Here is a 17,197-nt window from a genome sequence, read left to right on the forward strand (position 1 = left end):
TGGACCACACCTAGCGTGGGGGCATGCCGCAGCTCCCCGGGACCGACCTGACCGTCAGCGACCTCTGCCTGGGCGGCAACGTCTTCGGGTGGACGGCGGACGCGCCGACGTCCTTCGCCGTCCTCGACCGCTTCCTCGACGCCTCGGCTCCGCAGCCGGCGTTCGTCGACACCGCCGAGATGTACGGCAACGGCGTCTCGGAGCAGATCCTGGGTGAGTGGATGGCCACCCGCGGCGTCCGCGACCGGGTCGTGGTGGCCACCAAGGCCTCGCCCGGGACGAAGGAGCACCCGCTGGCCGCGGGGGAGATCCGCGCCGCTGCCGAGCGGTCGCTGCGCAACCTCCGCACCGACCGGATCGACCTCTACTACGCCCACTACGACGACGCGACGACGCCGCTGGAGGAGGCGCTGACGGCGTTCGACGAGCTGGTGCAGGCCGGCAAGGTGCGCCACGTCGCGGCCTCGAACTACTCGGCGGAGCGGCTGACCGAGGCGCGGGAGACCGCGCAGCGCCTCGGCGTCGGCGGGTACGCGGCGCTGCAGACGCACTACAACCTGGTGGATAGCGGGCCGGCTTCGAGGACGGCCTGCGCGACACCGTGCAGGCGCAGGGGATCGGCACCCTGCCCTACTTCGCGCTGGCCAAGGGCTTCCTCACCGGCAAGTACCGGGCGGGGGAGCAGATCGACTCGCCGCGGGCCAAGGGCGCGTCGGCGTACGTGGGGGAGCGCGGCGACCGCGTGCTCGCCGTGCTGGGCGCGATCGCGCGCGAGCAGGGCGTGCCGGTGCCGGCGGTGGCGCTGCGCTGGCTCGCCGACCAGCCCACGGTGGTGGCGCCGATCGCCTCGGGGCGCACGGTCGAGCAGCTGGCCGACCTGCTCCCGATGCGCGACCTGGTGCTGGACGACGCGCAGCGCGCGGCCCTGGACGAGGCCAGCGCCGTCTAGGGGACCGGCGCCGCGATGACGGGCGCCGGCCCCGGGGCCCTCCCGGGTGGGAGGGGAGGTCGGTCAGACGGTGGCGATGAGGCTGCGGACCGTCGCCTGGAGCTCGGGGGTCACCTCGTTGATGCCGTGCTCGGCGGCCGCGTGCGGCACCGCCTGGGCGAAGATGCCGTCCTCGTCGGCGGCGGTGAACGTGGCGTTGCAGTCGGGGATGACGTCGCCGCAGGCGAAACGCTTCATGGGTGGACTCCTCGTCGGTGGGGCGACCGGCTCCTGAGCTGGCGCCGGGGTCTGGGTGGGGTCAGCGGGCGCTGCGCCCCGCGGTGATCAGGTCCTCGACCCGGAGGATCCCGAGGACGTGGCCGGTCGGATCGGTGCACACGACCGGCTCCCACCGGCGGGCGATCGGGCGGGTCAGGGCGCGCGCGAGGGTCTCCTCGATGTCGGTCGAGGGGTGCACGCGCAAGGACACCGGGGCCGTGTAGACCTCGGCCGTCCGGGGGTCGCTGAGCAGCAGCCCGGCCGGCTCGCCGTGCGACCCCACCAGCACCGCCGGGGGGATGCCGAGCACCTGGGCGCCCAGCGCGCAGTGGCGGACGGGGCGCAGCAGGCTGGCCACGCTCTCGGTGAGCCGGGCCCGCGCCACCTGGGCGCGCACCAGCTGCACCACCTCGGGCGCCAGCGGGGCGAACGTCGGGCCGGGGCGGCCCAGCAGCCAGCCCTGCGCGAGCGGGACGCCGAGCTGGGCGAAGGCGGCCAGCTCGGCCGCCGTCTCGACGCCCTCGGCGAGCAGCCAGGCGTCGATCCGGCCGGCGAACTCGCCGACCATCTCGGCCAGGGCCATGCGCACCGGGTCGGCGTCGGCGTCGGCCACGAGGGCGCGGTCGAGCTTGACCATCTGGGGGCGCAGCGCGGCCATCTGCTGCAGGCCGGAGTAGCCGCTGCCGGCGTCGTCCAGCGCGATGAGGGCGCCGCGGGCGCGCAGCACGTCGGTCTGCCGGCGCAGGGCGCCGAGGTCGTCGACGGGGGTGTGCTCGGTCAGCTCGACGACGACGCGGTGCAGGTCGGGGCGGGTGGCGAGCGCCTCCTGGACCGACCGGGCACCGAGCAGGTGCGGGCTCACGTTGACGGTGAGGAAGGTGTCGTCGGGCAGCAGGGGCACGACGGCCAGGGCCTTGTGGATGGCCAGCGCCTCGAGCTCGGCGGCGACCCCGGCCTCGGCGGCGGCGGCGAACCAGACGTCGGGTCCGGCCGCGCCGGGGAAGCGGGCCAGCGCCTCGTACCCGGCCACCGTGCCGGTCTCGAGGGCGACGATCGGCTGGAAGGCCAGCGTCAGGTCGTCGGGGTCGGCGAGCAGCGGACGGCAGTCCGGCAGGCCGGCCGTGCGTGTGCCGAGCATGAGCCGGTGATCGGTCGTCCCGGGTCGGTGCTTGACCCCGAGTGGGCCCCGTCACCCGGGCGGGGGAGCGGCCGCGGTCGGCGGGTTTCGCAGGAGCGGTCGACCGTGTCGCGGCGCCACCCGTGCAAGCATGATCCCGGCGGCCCTGCCCGGGGCGCCGAGGCCGCGGTTGGGAGGCGTGCGTGTCCGGCTCGCAGCCGCCTGTGCTCGGGCCCCTCCTGGACCCGGCGCGCATCGCCGTGGCCCGCCGGATGCTCGCCGAGGTCTCCGGCCCCGCCGCCTACGATCGGCTCTCCGGCCTGGCCGCGCGCCTGGTCGGTGCCGGGCACGCCAAGATCACGCTCTTCACCGACCAGGACCTCGTCGTCGGCGGGCACGGGCTGCCGCCCGGCGTGGTGGGCGGCCCGGCGCTCCTGACCGGCGCCTTCTCGGCGATGGTCGTGACGAGCGGGTTGCCGCTCGCCGTGCCCGACGCGCGGGCCGACCCGGACGTCGCGGACCTGCCGGCGGTCACGTCGGGGCAGGTGGGCGCCTACCTCGGGTCGCCGCTGGTGACGGCCTCGGGGCACGTCGTCGGCGTGCTGGCGCTGTACGACGCCGAGCCGCGGCCCTGGAGCGGGGACGAGGCCGAGCTGCTGCGCCAGCTGGCCAGCTCCGTCGTCGCCGAGCTCGAGCTCGCCGCGGCCAACGCGGACGCCGCCTGGTCCGCCCGCCGGCTGGGCGTGGCGCTGGAGGCGAGCTCCGTCGGCATCTGGGAGGTCGATCTCCGCGCCGGCTTTATCGACTGGGACGAGCGCAGCGCGGCGATCTTCGGCGTCGACCAGGCCACCCGCGTGCCGATGGACCGGCTGTTCGCCGAGTTCGTCCACCCGGACGACCGGGACTCCTCGCAGCGGACCATGACCGAGGCCGTCGAGGCGCGGGCGCAGTACACCGTCGAGCTGCGGATCCTGCGCCGCGACGGGAAGGTCCGCTGGATCGTCTGCCGGGGGCGCGTGCTGACCGGGCCCGACGGCGCGGCCCAGCGGATCCTCGGCACCGTCCTCGACGTGACCGACGCGCGCAACCAGGCGCGCTCCCGGCTGGCCGCCGTGCAGCGGGCGGCCGCGATCGCCGCGGTGGCCGCCGAGGTGGCCAACGCGACCGGGATCGGCGAGCTCGCCGACATCACGCTGCGCGGCGCCGAGGTGCTCGGGGCGGTGTCCGGCGGCGTGGCCGTCCGCGAACCCGGGGACGACGAGCGCGTGCGGGTCCACCTGGGCCGCCGGATCCTCGACGTCGTCCGCGCCGAGGTGGGCGAGGTGCCCTCCGGCGGCGTGCTGGTCGACCTCGACGACGCGCTGCCCACCCAGTACACGGCGCGCACGGGGGAGCGGGTCGTGCTGAGCAGCGTCGAGGAGGGCATCGCCCGCTTCCCCGCGATGGCGCCGTGGACCGAGGTGCTGGGGCTGCGCGCCCTCGCCTCGCTGCCGCTGGTGGTCGAGGGCCGGCTGCTGGGCAGTTTCGTCGCCTACTGGACCACCGACCACGCGTTCGACGCCGAGGAGCTGCGGCTGCTGGAGGGCCTCACCGCGCAGATCACGCTGAGCGTCTCGCGGCTGCAGGCCGATGCCGACCGGGACCGCGCCGTGGCCGCGGTGACCGAGGCCAACCAGCGGCTCGAGCTGCTGGCCGAGGCGGGGCGGGTGCTGTCCGGCACGATGGACATCGGCGAGCAGCTGCCAGCGGCTGGCCTCCCTCGTCGTCCCCCGGCTCGGGGACTGGTGCTGGATCGTCAGCACCGACGAGCACGGCCGGCTGCGCGAGACCGCCAGCGCGCACCGCGACCCCGCTCGCGAGGAGTTCGTCGCCGAATACGTCAGCCGCATGGTGCGCACGGTGACGCCGGAGGGCGCCCCGCGCCGGGTGTTCCGCACCGGTCAGCCGCTGGTCGTCCGCGACCTCACTCCCGAGCGGATCGCCTCGGTCGTCTCCGACCCGCAGGCCAAGGCGATGCTGGTGGAGCTGGCGCCGTCGTCGGTGGCGGCGGTGCCGCTGACCATCCGGGGGCAGACCGTCGGCGTGCTGTGCCTGCTCAACGGCGCGGACCGCGGGCCGCACCCCGCCGCCGACGTCGAGACCGCGGTGGAGATCGGCCGCCGGGCCGGGATGGCGCTGCACCACGCCCGCCTCTACGGGCAGCAGCGCGCCCTGGCCGACGCCCTGCAGCGCAGCATGCTCACGCGAGCCGCCGGCGATCGAGGACTGCGAGGTCGTCGTCCGGTACGTCCCGGCCGCCGAGGGCGCCGAGATCGGCGGTGACTGGTACGACGCCTTCGAGCAGGCCACGGGGACGACGGTGCTGGCCATCGGCGACGTCGTCGGGCACGACACCCGGGCGGCCGCCGCGATGGGGCAGGTGCGCGGGCTGCTGCGGGGGATCAGCTACTCCAGCGGCGGCTCCCCGGCGCGGGTGCTGACCGAGCTGGACCGCGCGCTGGCCGGGCTGGCGCTGCGCACGATGGCCACCGCGGTCATCGCCCACCTCGAGCCGCAGGACGGCGGGGGCGCGCTGCTGCGCTGGTCGAACGCCGGGCACCCGCCGCCGGTGCTGGTGGGGGCCGACGGCGCGGTGCGGCTGCTCGACGTCGCCGAGGCCGACCTGCTGCTCGGTGTGGACCCCGGCTTCACCCGCGAGGACCGCACCGTGCCCGTCGAGCGCGGAGCGACCGTGCTGCTCTACACGGACGGGCTGGTGGAGCGGCGTGACCGCGACATCGACGCCGGCACCGAGGAGCTGCTGGAGGTGCTGCGCGAGTGCGGCGGGCTGCCGCTGGAGCAGCTGTGCGACGAGGTGCTGCGCCGGCTGTTCCTCCCGGACGCCGAGGACGACGTCGCCGTCCTCGCCGTCCGCCTCACCTGACCCACGCGGCCCTGCGCCCCAGCCCGGTTGATCATCGTCGAACGGCTGCCCGCCACGCCGGTGGGGGCGGCCGATCGACGATGATCAACTCGGGGGTGGGTGCTACTGGCCCGGGGGGACGTCGACGGCGGTGGCGGTGCCCATCGGCGGCTCCTCGCCGGTCTGCGCGCGCAGCTCGGCGTCGCGGGCGGCCATGGCCTCCTGCCGGCCCGGCTCCTCCTCGAGGATCGCGGCGGCCTTCCAGTCCTCCGGGATCGCGAAGCCGTCGACCAGCGTGATCAGGTGCGGGCGGAGCTCCTTGAGCAGCTGGTTCACCGTGGCGGTGAGCGTCTTGGCGCGGGCCGGCGTCAGCTGCCCGTGCTCGAGGAACCACGCCTTGTCGGCCTCGATGGTCGAGAGCGCGTAGAGGTCGCAGAGCGTGTCGAGCAGCTGCTTGGTGGCCGGGTCGTCGACGCGGTCCACGCCGGCGACGAACGCCTCGAGCACGATCCGCTCGATGTGCGTCTGCGCGGACTTGAGCACGTGGTCCTGGACGTCGTTGAACATGTCGAACGGCGCCATGCCCTCCATGGTGGAGTTCTTGCGCAGCCGCCGGGTCGCGCCCTCGAGCGAGTGCTTCTCGCGGAACTCGAACATCTTCAGCTGCCAGCCGCGGTCGAGCATCGGCACGTCGTCCACCCCGGGGACGGCGTCCACCAGGCGCGCGATCAGCGCGCGGGCCGCCGTCCGCTCCAGCACGGTCTCGCGGACCATGTCGGCGACGAAGCTCACCCGCCCCCAGCCGTCGAGCGAGCCGAAGTTGTCGCGGTACCCGGTGAGCAGGCCCTTGGCGACCAGCTGCAGCAGGACGGTGTTGTCGCCCTCGAAGGTGGTGAAGACGTCGGTGTCGGCCTTGAGGTGCGGCAGCCGGTTCTCCTGCAGGTAGCCCGCCCCGCCGCACGCCTCGCGGCACATCTGGATGGTCTGCGTCGCGTGCGCGGTCTGGGCCACCTTGAGCCCGGCCGCCCGCGACTCGAGCTCGCGCTGGGCCTGCTCGTCCACCTCCTGGCCGTGCACGTGCACCGCCGTCTGCACGTCGTGCATCGTCGAGACCAGCTCGCCCTGCGCGAAGTGCAGCGCGTAGGTCTTGGCCAGCGCCGGCAGCAGCTTGCGCTGGTGGACGAGGTAGTCGTTGATGACGATCTCGCGCTCCTCGCCGGGCGCGGCGAACTGGCGGCGCACCTCGCCGTACCGGACGGCGATGTCGAGGGCCAGCTTGGTCGCCGAGCCGGCCGAGCCGCCGACGCTCACCCGGCCGCGCACGAGCGTGCCGAGCATGGTGAAGAAGCGGCGGGTCTCGTTCTCGATGCTCGAGGTGTAGGTGCCGTCCTCGGCGACCTGGCCGTAGCGGTCGAGCAGCATGTCCCGCGGCACGGACACGTGGTCGAAGGTGAGCCGGCCGTTGTCGACGCCGAGCAGGCCGGCCTTGGGGCCGTCGTCCTCGATGGTGACGCCCGGCAGCGGGTTGCCGTCGGCGTCCCGGATCGGCACCAGCCAGGCGTGCACGCCGTGGTTGGTCCCCTGGCTCACCAGCTGGGCGAAGACGACCGCCATGCGGCCGTCCTTCGCCGCGTTGCCGATGTAGTCCTTCCGCGCGGCCTGGTGCGGGGTGTGCAGGTCGAAGGTCTGCGTCGCGGGGTCGTAGGTGCAGGTCGTGCGCAGCTGCTGGACGTCGGAGCCGTGCCCGGTCTCGGTCATGGCGAAGCAGCCGGGCAGGTCGAAGCTCATGACGTCGCGCAGGTAGGTCTCGTGGTGCCGGCGGGTGCCGAGCAGCTCGAGCGCGCCGCCGAACAGGCCCCACTGCACGCCGGCCTTGACCATGAGGGAGAGGTCGGCGAAGGCGAGCATCTCGATCGAGGTGACCGAGGCGCCGGAGTCGGCCTCGCCGCCGAACTCCTTCGGGAAGCCGAAGCCCACCCGGCCGGAGTCGGCCAGCACCTTGGCCGCGCGGGTGACGCGCTCGCGGGCCTGCTGCATCGTCTCGCCGTAGACGGGCAGGAAGTCGGGGTCGGTGAGGCTCTCGCGGGCGTCGCGGCGGACGTGCGCCCAGCGGCCGTCCAGGACCTCGCGGATCGCCTTCAGGTCCACCGGGGCGGGCAGGGACTTCGTCACGACTCCTCCATGCTGTTCGGTGCGGGTGCCACGACGCCGGAGAGCCCGGCCCAGGCGAGATCGGTCAGGTGTGCGGCGAGTTCCGTGCGCAGCATCGGGCGCTCGGCGCGCAGCCACCAGTCGGCGGCGGAGCGGACCAGCCCCACCAGCCCGTGCCCCCAGGCGCCGGCGGCGGCTGGATCGCGTCCGGCCTGCTCCAGGGCGACCGCCATGAGCGCGGCGGCCTGGTCGCCGACGAGGTCGGCGAGGGTGGCGAGGGGGTCGGCGCCGTCGGCCGGGTGCTGGGAGACCACGAAGCGGTAGATCTCGGGCTCGGCCTCGAGGAAGGCGAAGTAGCTGCCGATCGCCGCGGCGGTCATCGCGCGGGGGTGGTCGCTGGTGGCCATCGCCGCCCGCAGCTGGGCGAGCAGCCGGCCGGCGACCTCGGTGCAGACCGCGACGCAGAGCTCCGAGCGGTCGGCGAAGTACCGGTAGACGACGGTCTTGCTCGTGCCGGCCGCGGCGGCGATCTCCTCCATGCCGACGCCGGCGCCGTGCCTGCCGACCGCGGTCAGGGTCGCCTGGACGAGTTGTTCGCGCCGCGCACGGCGGTGCTCGTCCCATCTCGAGTCGCGGCGGTCCCGGCCCTGCGGAACAGTGCCCGGGGCGCGTCGGGCGGCCGCCCGCGGCTCGCGTCCGGGCTGCGAGGAGCGTCTCACCACCTCTGCCTTCATGTGAACGACGGTACCGCGTACCCTGGGTACCGGCCACTCACCCGACCTCGGAGGTCCCCATGGCTGACACCGCCAAGCCTCGCCGCACGGCCGCGATCGTCGGCGGCAACCGGATCCCGTTCGCGCGGTCCAACAGCGCCTACGCGCAGGCGTCCAACCAGGACATGCTCACCGCCACCCTCGACGGGCTGGTCGCCCGGTTCGGGCTGCAGGGCGAGCAGGTCGGCGAGGTCGTGGCCGGCGCCGTCCTCAAGCACTCCCGCGACTTCAACCTGACCCGCGAGTCGGTCCTCGGCTCGACGCTGGCGGCGACGACGCCGGCCTACGACGTCCAGCAGGCGTGCGGCACCGGCCTCGAGGCCGCGGTGCTCGTCGCCAACAAGATCGCCCTCGGGCAGATCGAGTCCGGGATCGCCGGCGGCGTCGACACCACCTCCGACGCCCCGCTCGCCGTCGGTGACGACCTGCGCCGGGTGCTCATCTCGCTGAACAACGCCAGGACGATGGGCGACCGGCTCAAGGCGCTGGCGAAGATCCGCCCCGGCCAGCTCGTGCCGGACATGCCCCGCAACTCCGAGCCGCGCACCGGCCTGGCGATGGGCGACCACCAGGCGATCACCGCCGAGGAGTGGGGGATCGGCCGCGAGGAGCAGGACGAGCTCGCCGCCCGCTCGCACCACAACATGGCCGCCGCCTACGACCGCGGCTTCTTCGACGACCTGGTGACGCCGTTCCTCGGCCTGGCCCGGGACAACAACCTGCGCCCCGACTCCACCGCCGAGAAGCTGGCGAAGCTCAAGCCGGTCTTCGGCAGGGGCGAGGGCGCCACGATGACGGCGGGCAACTCCACCCCGCTGACCGACGGCGCCTCCGCGGTGCTGCTGGCCTCCGACGAGTGGGCCGCAGCCAAGGGCCTGCCCGTCCTCGCCCACCTGGTCGACGCGCAGACCGCCGCCGTCGACTACGTGCACGGCGGCGAGGGCCTGCTCATGGCGCCGGCCTACGCCATGCCGGTGATGCTCGCCCGCAACGGCCTGACCCTGCAGGACTTCGACTTCTACGAGATCCACGAGGCGTTCGCGTCCACGGTGCTCTCGACGCTGAAGGCCTGGGAGGACCCGGCGTTCTGCAAGGACAAGCTGGGCCTCGACGCCCCGCTGGGCTCCATCGACCGCTCGAAGCTCAACGTCAACGGCTCGTCGCTGGCGGCCGGGCACCCGTTCGCCGCGACCGGCGGCCGGATCGTGGCCTCGCTGGCGAAGATGCTGCACGAGGCGGGCCCGGGCAAGCGCGGCCTGATCTCCATCTGCGCGGCCGGCGGCCAGGGCGTCGTCGCCATCCTCGAGTCCTGACCCACCGCCGGGGGACTTTCGGTACCGGAAGTCCCCCGGCCGCAGGCCGCTCCCGGACTTTCGGTACCGAAAGTCCCTCTCGGAAGGAACCCCTCCAGTGGCTGACTGGTACACCAACTTCGCCAACTCCGGCTTCGGCACCACCGTCACCAAGCAGCTCGGCCTGCCCCGGCCCGGCGTGCTGCGCCGCTACGAGCCCGGCGGCCCGCTCCTGGAGGGGCCGGCCGTGGTCGGCTCGGCCGGGCAGGGCCGGCTGCGCGACACCGTCACCGCCGTGCTGAAGGACGCCGGGGTGGCCGTCGTCTCGCCGGTCGCTGCCGACGGCGACGCCGCGGGCGAGAAGTTCGGCGCGGTGGTGCTCGACGCGACCGGCGTGACCGGCCCGGCCGACCTCGCCGCGGCGCACGCCTTCCTGGCGCCCGCCGTGAAGCGGCTGCGCGCCAACGGCCGGGTCGTCATCCTCACCGACCCGCCGTCGGCCGCGGACTCCCCGGCGCAGGCCGCCGCCCGCCAGGCCGTCGACGGGCTCACCCGCTCGATCGGCAAGGAGCTGCGCGACGGCTCGACGGCCAACGCCCTCTACGTGCCCGAGGGTGCGGAGTCGGCCGTCGCCGGGCCGCTGACCTTCTTCCTGTCCGGCCGCTCCGCCTACGTCGACGGGCAGGGCGTCACGCTCTCGGCCGCCGACGTCCCCGCCGCGCAGGACGCCGCGAAGCCGCTGGCCGGCAAGGTCGTGGTCGTCACCGGGGCCGCGCGCGGCATTGGCGCCTCGATCGCCGACGTCATGGCCCGCGACGGCGCGCACGTCGTCGCCGTCGACATCCCCGCGGCCGGCGACAGCCTGGCCGCGGTGGCCAACCGCATCGGCGGGACGGCGCTGCAGCTCGACATCACCGCCGCGGACGCCCCGCAGCGGCTGGTCGAGCACCTGCGCGAGCGGCACGGCGGCGTGGACGTGATCGTGCACAACGCCGGCATCACGCGGGACAAGCTGCTGGTCAACATGGACGCCGCCCGCTGGAACTCGGTCATGGCCGTGAACCTGCAGGCGCAGCTGGACATCACCCAGGCGCTGCTGGACGGCGACGTGCTGAACCCGGGCGCGCGGGTCGTCTGCGTCTCCTCGCAGTCGGGCATCGCCGGCAACCGCGGGCAGACCAACTACGCGGCGTCGAAGGCCGGGGTCATCGGCATGGTGCGCGCGTGGGCGCCGGCGTTCGCCGAGCGCGGCGCGACGATCAACGCGGTCGCGCCGGGCTTCATCGTCACCGAGATGACGGCGAAGATGCCGTTCGGCACCCGCGAGGTGGGCGCCCGGCTGAACTCGCTGCAGCAGGGCGGGCTGCCGGTCGACGTCGCCGAGACGATCGCCTGGCTGGCGCAGCCGACCAGCGCCGGCGTCAACGGCCAGACCGTGCGCGTCTGCGGTCAGTCGCTGCTGGGAGCCTGAGATGGCCACCACGGTGCTGGACGGCCCGCCGAACCTGGCGGCGCTGTACGCCCGGGCCGCGCTCACCGGGCGCGGCCGGGGCGGCGACCTCCCCGACACGCACCTGGCCCGGCGCGGCGTGACCGTCGACCGCGACCACCTCGCCGCCTACGCGCGGGTCTGCCGGCTGCCGTTCACCGACGTGCTGCCGGCGACCTACCCGCACATGCTCACCTTCCCGCTGCAGATGGCGCTGATGACCGACCGCGCCTTCCCGCTGGCGACGGTCGGGCTGGTGCACGTGCGCAACCGGATCGAGCTGCTGCGCGGGATCCGCGCGGACGAGCCGCTGGACGTCGAGGTGTGGGCCGAGCGGTTCGCGGCCCATCGCAGCGGGGCGACCGTCGACCTGTGCGCGACCGCCGCCGTGGCGGGGGAGGAGGTCTGGCGCTCGCGCTCGACCTACCTCGCCCGCGGGGCGCAGGCGCCCGCCGGTGCTCCGGAGGCCGACGTCGAGGTGGTCGTCGGCGCGCTCGAGCGCCCCGCCGCGACCTGGCGGGTGCCCGACGACGCCGGCCGCCGCTATGCGAAGGTCTCCGGCGACGTCAACCCGATCCACCTGTCGGGGCTCACCGCGAAGGCCCTGGGCTTCAAGCGGGCGATCGCGCACGGCATGTGGGTGAAGGCCCGCGTGCTGGGTGCGGTGGCCAACCGGCTGCCCGAGGCGTTCGCGTACGACGTCCAGTTCACGAAGCCGCTGTTCCTCCCGTCGACGGTGCACCTGGCCACCGGGCAGGTGGACGGCGGCTGGGACGTCGCCGTCCGCAACGCCGGCAGCGGCACCGAGCACGTGGTCGGAACGATCCGCACCCTGGAGGAGAAGCACTGATGGCCGTGTCGTTCGGGCTCACCGAGGACCAGATCGAGCTGCAGAAGTGGGTGCACCAGTTCGCGGAGGACGTCATCCGTCCCGCGGCCCACGAGTGGGACGAGCGGGAGGAGACCCCCTGGGAGATCCTCCAGGAGGCGGCCAAGGTCGGCCTCTACTCGATCGACTTCTTCGCCGCCCAGTCGTTCGAGGAGTCCGGACTCGGCTTGCCGATTGCCCTGGAGGAGCTGTTCTGGGGTGACGCCGGCATCGGGCTGGCCATCGTCGGCACGGCGCTGGCCGCGGCAGGGGTGAGCTCGAACGGCACGCCCGAGCAGGTCGGCGAGTGGGTGCCGCAGATGTTCGGCACCGAGGCCGAGCCGAAGGTCGCGGCGTTCTGCTCGTCCGAGCCCGACGCCGGTTCCGACGTCGGCGCGATGCGCACCCGCGCGGTGTACGACGAGAAGACCGACGAGTGGGTGCTCAACGGCACCAAGACGTGGGCGACCAACGGCGGCATCGCCGACATCCACGTCGTCACCGCCGTCGTCGACCCCGAGCTCAAGGCCCGCGGGCACGCCAGCTTCATCGTGCCGCCGGGGACCAAGGGTCTGTCCCAGGGGCAGAAGTTCCTCAAGCACGGCATCCGGGCCTCGCACACCGCCGAGGTCGTCCTCGAGGACTGCCGCATCCCGGGCAGCTGCCTGCTCGGCGGCAAGGAGAAGCTCGACCAGCGGCTGGCCCGCGCCCGCGAGGGCGTGAAGGGCGGCCGCACCCAGCCGTCGATGGCCACCTTCGAGCGCACCCGGCCCGCGGTGGGCGCGCAGGCCGTCGGCGTCGCCCGCGCCGCCTACGAGTACGCGCTGGAGTACGCCAAGCAGCGCGAGCAGTTCGGCCGCGCGATCATCGAGAACCAGGCGATCGCGTTCATGCTCGCCGACATGAAGACCTCCATCGACGCCGCCCGCCTGCTGGTGTGGCGCGCGGCGTGGATGGCGCAGAACGGCCAGCAGTTCACCGCGGCCGAGGGCTCGATGTCCAAGCTGGTCGCGGGCGAGACCGCCGTCCGGGTCACCGAGCAGGCGATGCAGATCCTCGGCGGCAACGGCTACACGCGCGACTACCCGGTCGAGCGGATGGCCCGCGACGCCAAGATCTACACGATCTTCGAGGGCACCTCGGAGATCCAGCGGCTGGTCATCGCCCGCACCATCTCGGGCGTGCACATCCGCTGACCCCGCTCCTCGGCCGACCACGCCGCGTGGCCGCCGTCCGCACCCGGGACGGTGGCCGCGCGGCGTGTGCCCGTTCCGGGGGGTCCCGAGCTCCGGTGCCGGTCGGTTCCGCAACGGTTGTGCACAACAACCATCACCCATTCTCGTCGCATTCCGACTGCAGTCGCCACCCGTTTGACCTGCGTCTTCGCCTCCCGGGTCACGATCCGGTCACGCAACGCCCCACTGGTTCGGACGTGCGCGCCCTTCCGGCGACGGCGCGTTCCGCGTGGTGTCGTGCGCCGTCCGGATGACCGGGCCAGCGACCCGGCGCCCCGGGATCCTCGAGGGAGCGAAACGTGCAGCTCACGTCCTCACCCCGACGTGCACTGGGCCTGCTGGCCGTCAGCACGATCGGCATGTCCACCGCAGTTCTCGGCGTCACCGGTACGGCCTCGGCCGCCGAGGAGCTCGAGACGCTCTACTTCTCCTCGTACGAGGGCGACGCCGGCTTCGTCGTCCCCGAGGGCTACTGCTCCGTCGACTGGGAGCTCCAGGGCGCTGACGGCGGCCGCGGCTGGCTGGTGGACGACGAGATCGTCGACCCGGCCACCGGCGCCGGCCGCCTCGTGGTGACGACCGGCGTCTCCGCCACCCAGACCTTCTCCTGGGTGACGGGCGAGTACGGCGTCGACGGGGACCCGGACGGTGGTGGGGCCGGCGGCGCCGGCGCGCCCGCGGGCGCCGCGGGTGACGACGTCCTCGACGGGGACGACACCCTCGTCGGCGGGGGCGGCGGTGGTGGCGGGGCCACCACGGTCACCGGCCCCTCGGTCTCGCTCCTCGCGCACGGTGGCGTGGGCGGCGGCGCCGACGTCGGCGGTGCCGGCGGTGGCGGCACCGCGAACGTCGTCACCTGGCCGGGTGCCGCCGTCGCCCAGAACACCACGCTCGAGGTGGGCTACTCCAGCTACGTCTCGGCCGACGTCCAGCCCTGCATCGCGGCGCCCCTCGCGCCGAAGGACGTCGACGTCACCGGCGGCAACGGCTCCCTCCAGGTGAGCTTCGTGCCGACCTGGAACGACGAGCCGAACAGCAGCCAGCCCGACACCTGGGAGTACAAGCTGGGTGCCGGCGACTGGACCGCGGTCACGCCCGTCCGCGAGGACGAGTACTCGGCGCGGCTGTCCTTCCCGCTCACCGGCCTCACCAACGGCACGAGCTACGGCGTGCAGGTCCGGGGCATCAGCGAGGAGGGTCTCGAGGGCGCCGCGAGCAGCGTCGTCACCGGCATCCCCTACGCCCCGATCGGCGCCCCCGGCAACGTGAAGGTCACCAGCACCTACGGCTCGATCACGGTCACCTGGACCGCCCCGACCGTCGCGGGCACCTTCCCGGTCGCCGGGTACGGCGTCGGCCTCGGTGCCGGTGAGATGGGTGGCGAGGCCTGCGAGACCGCGGCCGACGTGCTCACCTGCACGATCACCGACCTGTACGCCGGCACGGACTACAGCGTCGTGGTCTACGCGATCGACAGCGCGGGCAACGCGGGCAAGGCGTCGCCGTTCCTGATGACCGGCGCCCTGCCCTTCCCCGCCGCGGTGCCGGCCTCCAACGGTCCGCTCGCCACCTCCGGCTTCTCCGCCGGCGCGGTGACGCCCGGCTCGACCATCACGGTCTCCGGCAGCGGCTACGCGGCCTTCTCGACCGTGACCGTCCTCGTCTACTCGACCCCGACCGTCCTGGGCACCGTGCAGGCGGACGCGACCGGCGCCTTCACCTTCACCGGCGCCCTGCCGGCGGGGCTCGCGGCGGGCTCGCACACCCTCGTGGCCGCGGGGTACGACGGCGACGGGAACGCGCGCTACCTGACGATGCCGATCACCGTGTCCGGTGCGGCGGCGGCCAGCCTCGCCAGCACCGGCTTCGCCGCGCTGCCCTACCTCGGTGCCGGCGCCCTGGCGCTGCTCGCCGGCGGTGGCCTCATCGTCGGCGCCCGCCGCCGCGCCACCGCCTGACCCACCGCTGCCACCGGCAGCACGCACCCCCGGGAGCCCGGGTCGCCGCGACGGCGACCCGGGCTCCTGCGCGTTCCCGAACGCCCAGGTGAGGGACTTGTCGACGCCCCACGAACGCTCACCTGCCCCACCCGTTCCAGGAGTCACGGATCTCCCAACTGCACGTCGAGTTGTTGGCAGCATCTGCTGGACCGCGCAGTATCGAAACGCGGTTCCGGCTCCGTAGCGTCCGCTCCACGTCGTCGGCACCTGTGCACCGCACGTGGGCGTCGACGCGCTGGTCACGCGGTGCTCGGGAGGTCCGGGCACCGGTCCCCGGGGTCCCGGGTCACCACAGGAGTTGATGTGAGCATCACGAGCCCTTCGCGCCGCTGGGGCGCGCTGCTGGCGGGTAGCGCCGTCGTGCTGTCGACCGCCGTCCTCGGCGTCGGCGGCGTGGCGCAGGCCGAGGGCGACGTCTCGGCGTCCACCTGCGAGACGCAGACGCCGACGCCGGAGCCGACCGCGGAGCCGACGAGCACCGCCGCCCCGACCAGCGATGCCGACCAGGGCGGTGAGACCACCACGCCGGCGCCGACGACCGAGGCCGAGCCGACCCAGTCGAGCAGCCCGGCTGACGAGGGCGGCGAGACCACCACTCCGGCGCCGACCACGGAGGCCGAGCCGACCCAGTCGAGCAGCCCGGCTGACGAGGGCGGTGAGACCACCACTCCGGCGCCGACCACGGAGGCCGAGCCGACCCAGTCGAGCAGCCCGGCTGACGAGGGCGGCGAGACCACCACTCCGGCGCCGACCACGGAGGCCGAGCCGACCCAGTCGAGCAGCCCGGCCGACGAGGGCGGCGAGAGCCAGCTGCCCCCGGGCGTCCAGTACGCGGGTGGCTTCGCGATCGCCGAGGCGCTCGAGTCCTTCCCGGAGGCGTCCGACCCCTGCTCGGACGAGACCGACACCCCCACCTCCACCCCGGAGGAGTCGACCGGCTCGGCCCCGACGACCACCCCGGCCCCGACCTCGGACGCCGAGGAGGAGACCGGCACCCCCACCTCCACCCCGGAGGAGTCGACCGGCTCGGCTCCGACCAGCACCCCGGCCCCGACCTCGGACGCCGAGGAGGAGGAGACGCAGACCCCCACCTCCACGCCGGCTCCGACCACCACCGCGGCTCCGGAGGACGAGGAGGAGACCGAGGCGCCCGTCACGACCCCGGCCCCGACCACCACCTCGGCTCCGACCACCACGCCGGCTCCGACCACGACCTCGGCTCCGACCACCACGTCGGCCCCCGAGACGACGACGCCGCAGGCCCCCGTGGTCACGCTGCCCGCCGTCCGTGACATCAAGGTCAGCGCCGGCGTCTCGTCGCTCCTGGTCACCTGGAACGCCCCGGCCGACGACTCGGCCGTCTTCGGCTACCAGGCGTTCGCCAACCCGGTCGGTGCGCAGAGCACCAGCGAGATGGTGGCCTGCCTCGTCGAGGCCGCTGCCCGCAGCTGCCGCCTCGGCGTCGAGGCCGGCCGCGCCTACACCGTCGGCGTCCTGGCGTTCGACGAGGACAAGGTCGCCGGCGAGGCCGGCGACTGGGTCACCAGCCCCGTCGTCGCCGCCCCGGTCAAGGCCGCCACGCCCCCGGCCGGCAACACCTCGCTGAAGAAGGCCGACGGCTCCGCCATCACCAACGTGGCCGCCGGCCAGACGCTGACCCTCCGCGGCGAGGGCTACCTGCCCTTCTCCACGGTGGCGCTGTACGTCTATTCGGAGCCCACGTTCCTGGGCAACGTGACCGCTGACAAGGACGGCCGCTTCACCGTCGACGTCACGATCCCGGCCGGTCTCGAGCTGGGCAACCACAGCCTCGTGGCCAGCGGTGTCGACCTGAACGGCAACCCCTACGTCATGCGCTCCGACTTCACCGTCGGTGCCGCGGGCGCGCAGTCGGCGAAGCTGCCCTTCACCGGCGCCTCCGTCGCGCTGCCCCTCATCGGTGGCCTCGTGGCCGTCGGCGTGGGTGGTGGGCTGCTCGTCTCGGCCCGCCGTCGCCAGTCCGCGTGACCCCCGCCGCCTCCGGGCGGTAGCAACCCCGGCCGGGCCCTGCTCCCTCGTGGAGCAGGGCCCGCTCGGTTGGGCGCGGGAGCCGGGCACCGGCGGCCGCGTCACCTAGCATTCGGGCCGGTACCGGTCGCGACCACGCGCACCTGCGCGGCAGCA

13 protein-coding genes and 2 pseudogenes are annotated in these 17,197 nt (G+C 74.2%); 11 read left to right on the forward strand and 4 right to left on the reverse strand.

The features are described 5' to 3' along the window. Window positions 1–23: 23 nt before the first annotated feature. Together JKP75_RS22275 and JKP75_RS22280 are read left to right on the forward strand one after the other, a co-directional pair. Window positions 24–506: pseudogene (locus tag JKP75_RS22275) on the forward strand (aldo/keto reductase); the annotation flags it as partial. A 95-nt stretch (window positions 507–601) separates the two neighbouring features. Beyond that, complete coding sequence (locus JKP75_RS22280) at window positions 602–949, forward strand: aldo/keto reductase (protein ID WP_309229380.1); 348 nt, start codon at window positions 602–604, stop codon at window positions 947–949. Window positions 950–1,012: 63 nt separating this feature from the next. On the opposite strand, the gene JKP75_RS00395 is transcribed toward JKP75_RS22280, so the two are convergent. Both JKP75_RS00395 and JKP75_RS00400 read right to left on the reverse strand, forming a co-directional pair. Continuing rightward, complete coding sequence (locus JKP75_RS00395) at window positions 1,013–1,186, reverse strand: DUF1059 domain-containing protein (protein ID WP_200489637.1); 174 nt, start codon at window positions 1,184–1,186, stop codon at window positions 1,013–1,015. 61 nt (window positions 1,187–1,247) lie between these two features. Next, window positions 1,248–2,345 (reverse strand): EAL domain-containing protein, encoded by a 1,098-nt coding sequence (locus JKP75_RS00400; RefSeq protein WP_200489636.1) that lies wholly within the window; start codon window positions 2,343–2,345, stop codon window positions 1,248–1,250. A 251-nt stretch (window positions 2,346–2,596) separates the two neighbouring features. On the opposite strand from JKP75_RS00400, the pseudogene JKP75_RS19905 reads away from it, so the two are divergent. The 3 genes and pseudogenes from JKP75_RS19905 to JKP75_RS19915 form a co-directional block, all read left to right on the forward strand. Next, a pseudogene (locus JKP75_RS19905) lies at window positions 2,597–3,871 on the forward strand (GAF domain-containing protein); the annotation flags it as partial. A gap of 244 nt (window positions 3,872–4,115) precedes the next feature. Further along, window positions 4,116–4,646 carry a GAF domain-containing protein gene (locus tag JKP75_RS19910; RefSeq protein WP_309229669.1) on the forward strand — a complete coding sequence of 177 codons (531 nt, stop codon included), beginning with the start codon at window positions 4,116–4,118 and terminating at the stop codon, window positions 4,644–4,646. Window positions 4,647–4,734: 88 nt separating this feature from the next. Next, complete coding sequence (locus JKP75_RS19915) at window positions 4,735–5,247, forward strand: PP2C family protein-serine/threonine phosphatase (protein WP_242472852.1); 513 nt, start codon at window positions 4,735–4,737, stop codon at window positions 5,245–5,247. Window positions 5,248–5,349: 102 nt separating this feature from the next. On the opposite strand, the gene JKP75_RS00410 is transcribed toward JKP75_RS19915, so the two are convergent. Beyond that, window positions 5,350–7,398 (reverse strand): acyl-CoA dehydrogenase, encoded by a 2,049-nt coding sequence (locus JKP75_RS00410; protein ID WP_309229381.1) that lies wholly within the window; start codon window positions 7,396–7,398, stop codon window positions 5,350–5,352. Continuing rightward, window positions 7,395–8,111 (reverse strand): TetR family transcriptional regulator, encoded by a 717-nt coding sequence (locus JKP75_RS00415; protein ID WP_200489635.1) that lies wholly within the window; start codon window positions 8,109–8,111, stop codon window positions 7,395–7,397. Before JKP75_RS00415 ends, JKP75_RS00410 begins: the two co-directional genes overlap by 4 nt. A 59-nt stretch (window positions 8,112–8,170) precedes the next feature. Between JKP75_RS00415 and JKP75_RS00420 the strand changes: the two genes are divergently transcribed. The 6 genes from JKP75_RS00420 to JKP75_RS00445 all read left to right on the forward strand — a co-directional run bounded on the left by JKP75_RS00420 (window position 8,171) and on the right by JKP75_RS00445 (window position 17,041). Beyond that, a complete protein-coding gene (locus tag JKP75_RS00420; protein WP_200489634.1) occupies window positions 8,171–9,463 on the forward strand; it encodes an acetyl-CoA C-acetyltransferase in 1,293 nt (430 codons plus the stop codon). 97 nt (window positions 9,464–9,560) lie between these two features. Next, window positions 9,561–10,913 carry a 3-oxoacyl-ACP reductase gene (locus JKP75_RS00425; protein ID WP_200492665.1) on the forward strand — a complete coding sequence of 451 codons (1,353 nt, stop codon included), beginning with the start codon at window positions 9,561–9,563 and terminating at the stop codon, window positions 10,911–10,913. Between the two features lies 1 nt (window position 10,914). Continuing rightward, window positions 10,915–11,781 (forward strand): MaoC/PaaZ C-terminal domain-containing protein, encoded by an 867-nt coding sequence (locus tag JKP75_RS24250; protein WP_200492666.1) that lies wholly within the window; start codon window positions 10,915–10,917, stop codon window positions 11,779–11,781. Then, window positions 11,781–12,995, forward strand: coding sequence for an acyl-CoA dehydrogenase family protein (locus JKP75_RS00435; protein WP_200489633.1), 1,215 nt, complete (start codon window positions 11,781–11,783; stop codon window positions 12,993–12,995). Before JKP75_RS24250 ends, JKP75_RS00435 begins: the two co-directional genes overlap by 1 nt. Window positions 12,996–13,333: 338 nt before the next feature. Continuing rightward, window positions 13,334–14,992 (forward strand): fibronectin type III domain-containing protein, encoded by a 1,659-nt coding sequence (locus tag JKP75_RS23260; protein WP_200489632.1) that lies wholly within the window; start codon window positions 13,334–13,336, stop codon window positions 14,990–14,992. A 345-nt stretch (window positions 14,993–15,337) separates the two neighbouring features. Continuing rightward, on the forward strand, window positions 15,338–17,041 hold the full coding sequence (locus JKP75_RS00445; protein ID WP_200489631.1) for a hypothetical protein: 1,704 nt from the start codon (window positions 15,338–15,340) through the stop codon (window positions 17,039–17,041). Window positions 17,042–17,197 lie beyond the last annotated feature (156 nt).

This window comes from Blastococcus sp. TML/M2B (assembly GCF_016612865.1).
In the GTDB taxonomy this organism is placed as follows: Bacteria; Actinomycetota; Actinomycetes; order Mycobacteriales; family Geodermatophilaceae; genus Blastococcus.

Bases quoted from the DNA above. Each gene is read 5' to 3' on its own strand.
- JKP75_RS00395 (WP_200489637.1), bottom strand. From the start codon at position 1,186: ATGAAGCGTTTCGCCTGCGGCGACGTCATCCCCGACTGCAACGCCACG.
- JKP75_RS00400 (WP_200489636.1), bottom strand. From the start codon at position 2,345: ATGCTCGGCACACGCACGGCCGGCCTGCCGGACTGCCGTCCGCTGCTC.
- JKP75_RS19915 (WP_242472852.1), top strand. From the start codon at position 4,735: ATGGGGCAGGTGCGCGGGCTGCTGCGGGGGATCAGCTACTCCAGCGGC.
- JKP75_RS00415 (WP_200489635.1), bottom strand. From the start codon at position 8,111: ATGAAGGCAGAGGTGGTGAGACGCTCCTCGCAGCCCGGACGCGAGCCG.
- JKP75_RS00420 (WP_200489634.1), top strand. From the start codon at position 8,171: ATGGCTGACACCGCCAAGCCTCGCCGCACGGCCGCGATCGTCGGCGGC.
- JKP75_RS24250 (WP_200492666.1), top strand. From the start codon at position 10,915: ATGGCCACCACGGTGCTGGACGGCCCGCCGAACCTGGCGGCGCTGTAC.
- JKP75_RS00435 (WP_200489633.1), top strand. From the start codon at position 11,781: ATGGCCGTGTCGTTCGGGCTCACCGAGGACCAGATCGAGCTGCAGAAG.